The organism is Staphylococcus sp. EG-SA-2 (assembly GCF_017152085.1).
In genome coordinates this window covers 1-5,111 of the sequence record NZ_JACYHC010000445.1, presented here as the reverse complement: position 1 = coordinate 5,111, position 5,111 = coordinate 1, and the positions used below count along the sequence as shown (strand labels likewise).

Here is a 5,111-nt window from a genome sequence, read left to right as displayed (position 1 = left end):
ATCAACATATAAATATAAATTTTTATGTTTCACGTAAAACAAAAAAAGACAAAGCTGTTATGATCTTAGCTTTGTCTTTTATGTGTTAGTCATCATGTATACGACATCCTACTACTAACGTTTATATATTCGAATTTTTATTTCATAATAATCTTCATGATCTTTGTCTTTATGCTCAACATGTAGTCCTGTTTGTTGAATCGCTTGGATACTTTTGCCTACCTCATCTCGTGCTTGAGTGACATCTTGTGCAAAGCGAAGGTTTTGTGCTTTGACTTTTTCGGGCCCCGTTTTTTGGCGTACTCTATCTTCAGTCTGTTTCACATTTAGTTTTTGTGCAATGACTTGCTCAATCAACGCTTCTTGTTCACTATCAGACAATGATAATACCGCTCTCGCATGGCGTTCAGTAATTTTACCTTCTCTTAAGCGAAGTAGTACTTTCGGCGCCAACTTCAATAAACGCAACTTATTTGCAATAAAGCTTTGACTTTTACCTAAACTTTTTGCCAATTCACTTTGCGTTGTATCACCAATTTCCAATAATTTCTTATAGGCTTCCGCTTCTTCAACAACAGACAAATTTTCTCTTTGAATATTCTCAATTAATGCAACAACAGCCGTCTCTTCATCATCCATATCACGAATAATAACGTCTGCTTGAGGTAAATTTAGTGATTGTATTGCTCTAAATCGGCGCTCTCCAGCAATAATTTCAAACATATCTTCTTCAATCGGTCTTACAACAATAGGTTGTAGTAAACCATGTTCATGTATTGATTCAGCAAGTTCTTTAATTTTATTTGGTTCAAACACCTGTCTTGGTTGATAACGGTTGGGAACGATACGTTCAATTTGAATGGATTCAACATTACTATTGCGATCTTCTTCAATATGTCCAATGATGTCATCTTTGTTTTTCAAACCAAATAATTTTGAAAAAGGTTTTTTCATTATCCATTCGCTCCTTTTATGTTAGTTGTAAAGGATTATGCATTATTTTTCAAGTAAAGGAGTCTTATTAGGCGTCCCTGGTTTTCTTGGGTACTTTTTCGGCGTCTGTCTTTTTTTATCAATAATGAACATCTGGCGCTCTCCAGCATCTTCTGGCAATTTAAAGGTATGTGTTTCTGTAACGTTACCACCTAACACACTAATTGCAAATTTTGCTTCTTCTAATTCTTCTTCACCTTTTGAAGATTTTAATGCAACAAACTGTCCACCTTTTTTAATTAGCGGTAAACACAATTCACTCAACACGGATAATCTAGCTACTGCTCTTGCAGTAACAACATCATAAGACTCCCTGTAGACACCCTTACCAAATGTTTCTGCTCTATCGTGTATAAAGCTGACATCCTGTAATTGTAATTCTGACGCTAAATGGTTTAAAAATTGAATACGCTTATTTAATGAATCAACAATCGTCACTTTTAACTGCGGAAACATTATTTTTAACGGAATACTTGGAAAACCAGCTCCAGCGCCTACATCACATATACTTATAGGCTGATTAAAATCAAAATAAAAACTAGGTGCAATGGAATCATAAAAATGTTTCAAATATACATCGTGTTCATCTGTAATACTTGTCAAATTCATCTTTTCATTCCATTCAACAAGTAAACGATAATATGTTTGAAACTGTTGTTTTTGAGTCTCAGTTAATTCAATATTATGTTCTTTTAATTGTTCTGCTAACCATTCTACAGTCATTAGTCACTCACCCTTTGGAGTTTACCTTGTTCTAAGTAAATCAATAATATAGATATGTCTGCTGGATTTACCCCTGATATTCTAGAAGCTTGTGCAATATTTAAAGGTTTTACTTCTGATAATTTTTCTCGCGCTTCAGTCGCCAAACTATCAATCTTACTATAATCTAAGTCTTCTGGAATTTTCTTCTCTTCCATACGCTTAACTTTCTCAACTTGTTGTAGTGATTTATTGATATAACCTTCATATTTTGTTTGTATTTCTACTTGTTCTTCAACATCTGCATTCAATTGATGTTCTTCTTCTAAAATTTCTAAAATTATATCGTAAGTCATTTCAGGTCTGCGTAATAAATCGATAGCTAAAATACCATCTTTTAAGCGAGAACCACCATGTTGTTCAATAATCGCTTGCGTATGTTCGTTTGGTTTAATACGAATATCTGATAAACGCTTAATTTCCGCATCAATTTGCTGACGTTTTTCATTAAAACGTGCATATCGTTCTTCAGAAATCATACCAAGTTCATATCCCATATCCGTCAATCTCAAATCAGCATTATCATGACGTAGTAACAAACGATATTCTGCACGTGATGTTAGTAAACGATAAGGTTCATTAGTACCTTTAGTTACAAGATCATCGATTAAGACACCAATATATGCATCTGAACGACTTAATATCTTTTCGCCTGTGTTTAACACTTTACCTGCAGCGTTAATACCTGCCATCAATCCTTGTCCTGCTGCTTCTTCATAACCAGATGTACCATTAATTTGACCTGCAGTATATAAGTTTTTAATCATTTTCGTTTCAAGTGTAGGCCATAACTGCGTTGGCACAATCGCATCATATTCAATTGCGTAGCCGGCACGCATCATATCTGCTTTTTCAAGACCTGGTATCGTCTCTAACATTTGACGTTGCACATGTTCAGGAAGACTTGTAGACAATCCTTGCACATATACTTCATTTGTATTACGACCTTCAGGCTCTAAGAAAAGTTGATGTCGCGGCTTATCATTAAATCGAACAAATTTATCTTCAATTGAAGGGCAATAACGTGGCCCGGTTCCTTTAATCATCCCTGAATACATTGCAGATAGATGTAAATTATCATCGATAACTTTGTGTGTTTCAGCATTAGTATACGTTAGCCAACATGGCAATTGATCTAATATATATTCTGTTGTTTCAAAGCTGAATGCACGACCTACATCGTCACCTGGTTGTATTTCAGTCTTCGAATAGTCAATTGTTTTTGAATTTACACGCGGTGGTGTACCTGTTTTAAAACGAACAATATCAAAACCAAGTTCTCTTAAATTGTCTGATAATGTGATTGATGGTAATTGGTGATTTGGTCCACTTGAATACTTCATATTACCTAAAATGATTTCACCACGTAAAAATGTTCCCGTTGTAATAATTACTGCTTTAGATAAATACTCTGTACCAATATTTGTACGTACACCTTTAACTTCATTATCTTCTATAATAAGTTCGTCTACCATACCTTGCATTATATGCAAATTTTCTTCATCTTCAATCACGCGTTTCATTTCTTGTTGATAAAGTACTTTATCTGCTTGCGCTCTTAGTGCTCTTACAGCAGGTCCTTTACCTGTATTTAACATTCTCATTTGAATGTGTGTTTTATCGATTGTTTTTGCCATTTGTCCACCTAAAGCATCAATTTCACGAACAACGATGCCTTTAGCTGGTCCACCTACAGATGGGTTACATGGCATAAATGCAATATTATCTAAATTTATTGTTAGCATTAATGTTTTAGCACCACGTCTTGCAGATGCTAAACCTGCTTCTACACCTGCATGTCCCGCACCTATAACGATTACATCATATTCTTGAACCACAATATAAACCTCCTTATTTGATATCTTACTAGCCTTCTTAAGACGATATTCCGTCTATTTCAATTACTATTTACCTAAGCAGAATTGACTGAATAACTGATCGATGAGTTCATCACTTGCAGTCTCACCAATAATTTCTCCTAATATTTCCCAAGTTCTAGTTAAATCAATTTGTACCATATCCATAGGCACACCAGATTCTGCTGCATCAATCGCATCTTGTATCGTTTGTCTTGCTTGTTTTAATAATGAAATATGTCTTGAATTAGAAACATAAGTCATATCTTGATTTTGTACTTCTCCACCAAAGAACAAATCTCGAATTTGTATTTCTAATTCATCAATACCTTCTTGTTTTAACATTGAAGTTTGAATTAATGGCGTATCACCTATCATATCTTTAACTTCATTAATATCTATGTTTTGCTCTAAATCCATTTTATTAACAATTACGATTACATCTTCATTTTTAACCACTTCATATAATGTGTAATCTTCTTGAGTCAATGCTTCGTTATTGTTTAATACAAATAAAATTAAGTCTGCTTGGCTAAGAGCCTTTCTAGAGCGTTCAACACCAATCTTCTCTACTATATCTTCTGTCTCGCGTATACCAGCAGTATCAACTAATCTTAATGGCACGCCACGAACATTGACGTACTCTTCTAAGACATCTCTTGTAGTACCTGCTACCTCAGTTACAATCGCTTTATTATCTTGTATTAAATTATTTAACATCGATGATTTACCTACGTTTGGTTTACCAACAATAACTGTAGATAAACCTTCACGCATAATTTTGCCCTGCGCACCGGTATCTAATAAACGATTAATTTCCTGTTTGATTTCTTTAGACTGCTCTAAAAGAAATTCAGTAGTCGCATCTTCAACATCATCGTATTCAGGATAATCAATATTCACTTCCACTTGAGCGAGTACCTCTAATATAGATTGACGTTGTTTTTTGATTAAGTCACTTAGACGACCTTCAATTTGATTCATCGCAACTTTAGAAGCTCTATCTGTCTTCGAGCGAATAAAGTCCATAACTGCTTCAGCTTGAGATAAATCAATACGACCATTTAAAAAGGCACGTTTTGTAAATTCACCTGGCTCAGCCATTCTAGCGCCATATGTCATAGTAAGTTCCAGCACTCTATTAATCGTTAAAATACCACCATGACAATTAATTTCTATAATATCTTCGCGTGTAAATGTTTTTGGCGCTCTTAACACAGACACCATAACTTCTTCAACCACTTCTTTAGACTCTGGATCAATAATATGACCGTAATTAATCGTATGTGATGGAACATCATTTAAAAGATGTTTTCCTTTATATAATTTGTCAGCAATTTCAACGGCTTGCGGTCCAGACAATCGAACAATTCCAATTGCCCCTTCACCCATTGGTGTTGAAATACTCGTAATTGTATCTAAATCCATATTGCTACTCGCCTCCTTCAACGATGTGAATACATTTTAAAGTAAGTTATTATAACCCTAAGGTCAGTCTTA

4 protein-coding genes are annotated in these 5,111 nt (G+C 34.5%); all 4 read right to left on the bottom strand.

What is annotated here, in order from left to right:
* Positions 1-114: 114 nt before the first annotated feature.
* Positions 115-954, bottom strand: coding sequence for a nucleoid occlusion protein (noc, locus tag IDG60_RS05775; protein WP_000742837.1), 840 nt, complete (start codon positions 952-954; stop codon positions 115-117).
* A gap of 42 nt (positions 955-996) precedes the next feature.
* Entirely contained in the window at positions 997-1,716 is a 720-nt protein-coding gene (rsmG, locus tag IDG60_RS05770) for a 16S rRNA (guanine(527)-N(7))-methyltransferase RsmG (protein WP_000215587.1), read from the bottom strand.
* Positions 1,716-3,593 (bottom strand): tRNA uridine-5-carboxymethylaminomethyl(34) synthesis enzyme MnmG, encoded by a 1,878-nt coding sequence (mnmG, locus tag IDG60_RS05765; RefSeq protein WP_000249657.1) that lies wholly within the window; start codon positions 3,591-3,593, stop codon positions 1,716-1,718. The genes rsmG and mnmG overlap by 1 nt, the downstream gene beginning before the upstream one ends.
* Positions 3,594-3,659: 66 nt before the next feature.
* Positions 3,660-5,039: a tRNA uridine-5-carboxymethylaminomethyl(34) synthesis GTPase MnmE gene (gene mnmE / locus IDG60_RS05760; protein WP_206160552.1), complete on the bottom strand. Its 1,380-nt coding sequence runs from the start codon at positions 5,037-5,039 to the stop codon at positions 3,660-3,662.
* Positions 5,040-5,111: the final 72 nt, after the last annotated feature.

Bases quoted from the DNA above. Each gene is read 5' to 3' on its own strand.
- noc (WP_000742837.1), bottom strand. From the start codon at position 954: ATGAAAAAACCTTTTTCAAAATTATTTGGTTTGAAAAACAAAGATGAC.
- rsmG (WP_000215587.1), bottom strand. From the start codon at position 1,716: ATGACTGTAGAATGGTTAGCAGAACAATTAAAAGAACATAATATTGAA.
- mnmE (WP_206160552.1), bottom strand. From the start codon at position 5,039: ATGGATTTAGATACAATTACGAGTATTTCAACACCAATGGGTGAAGGG.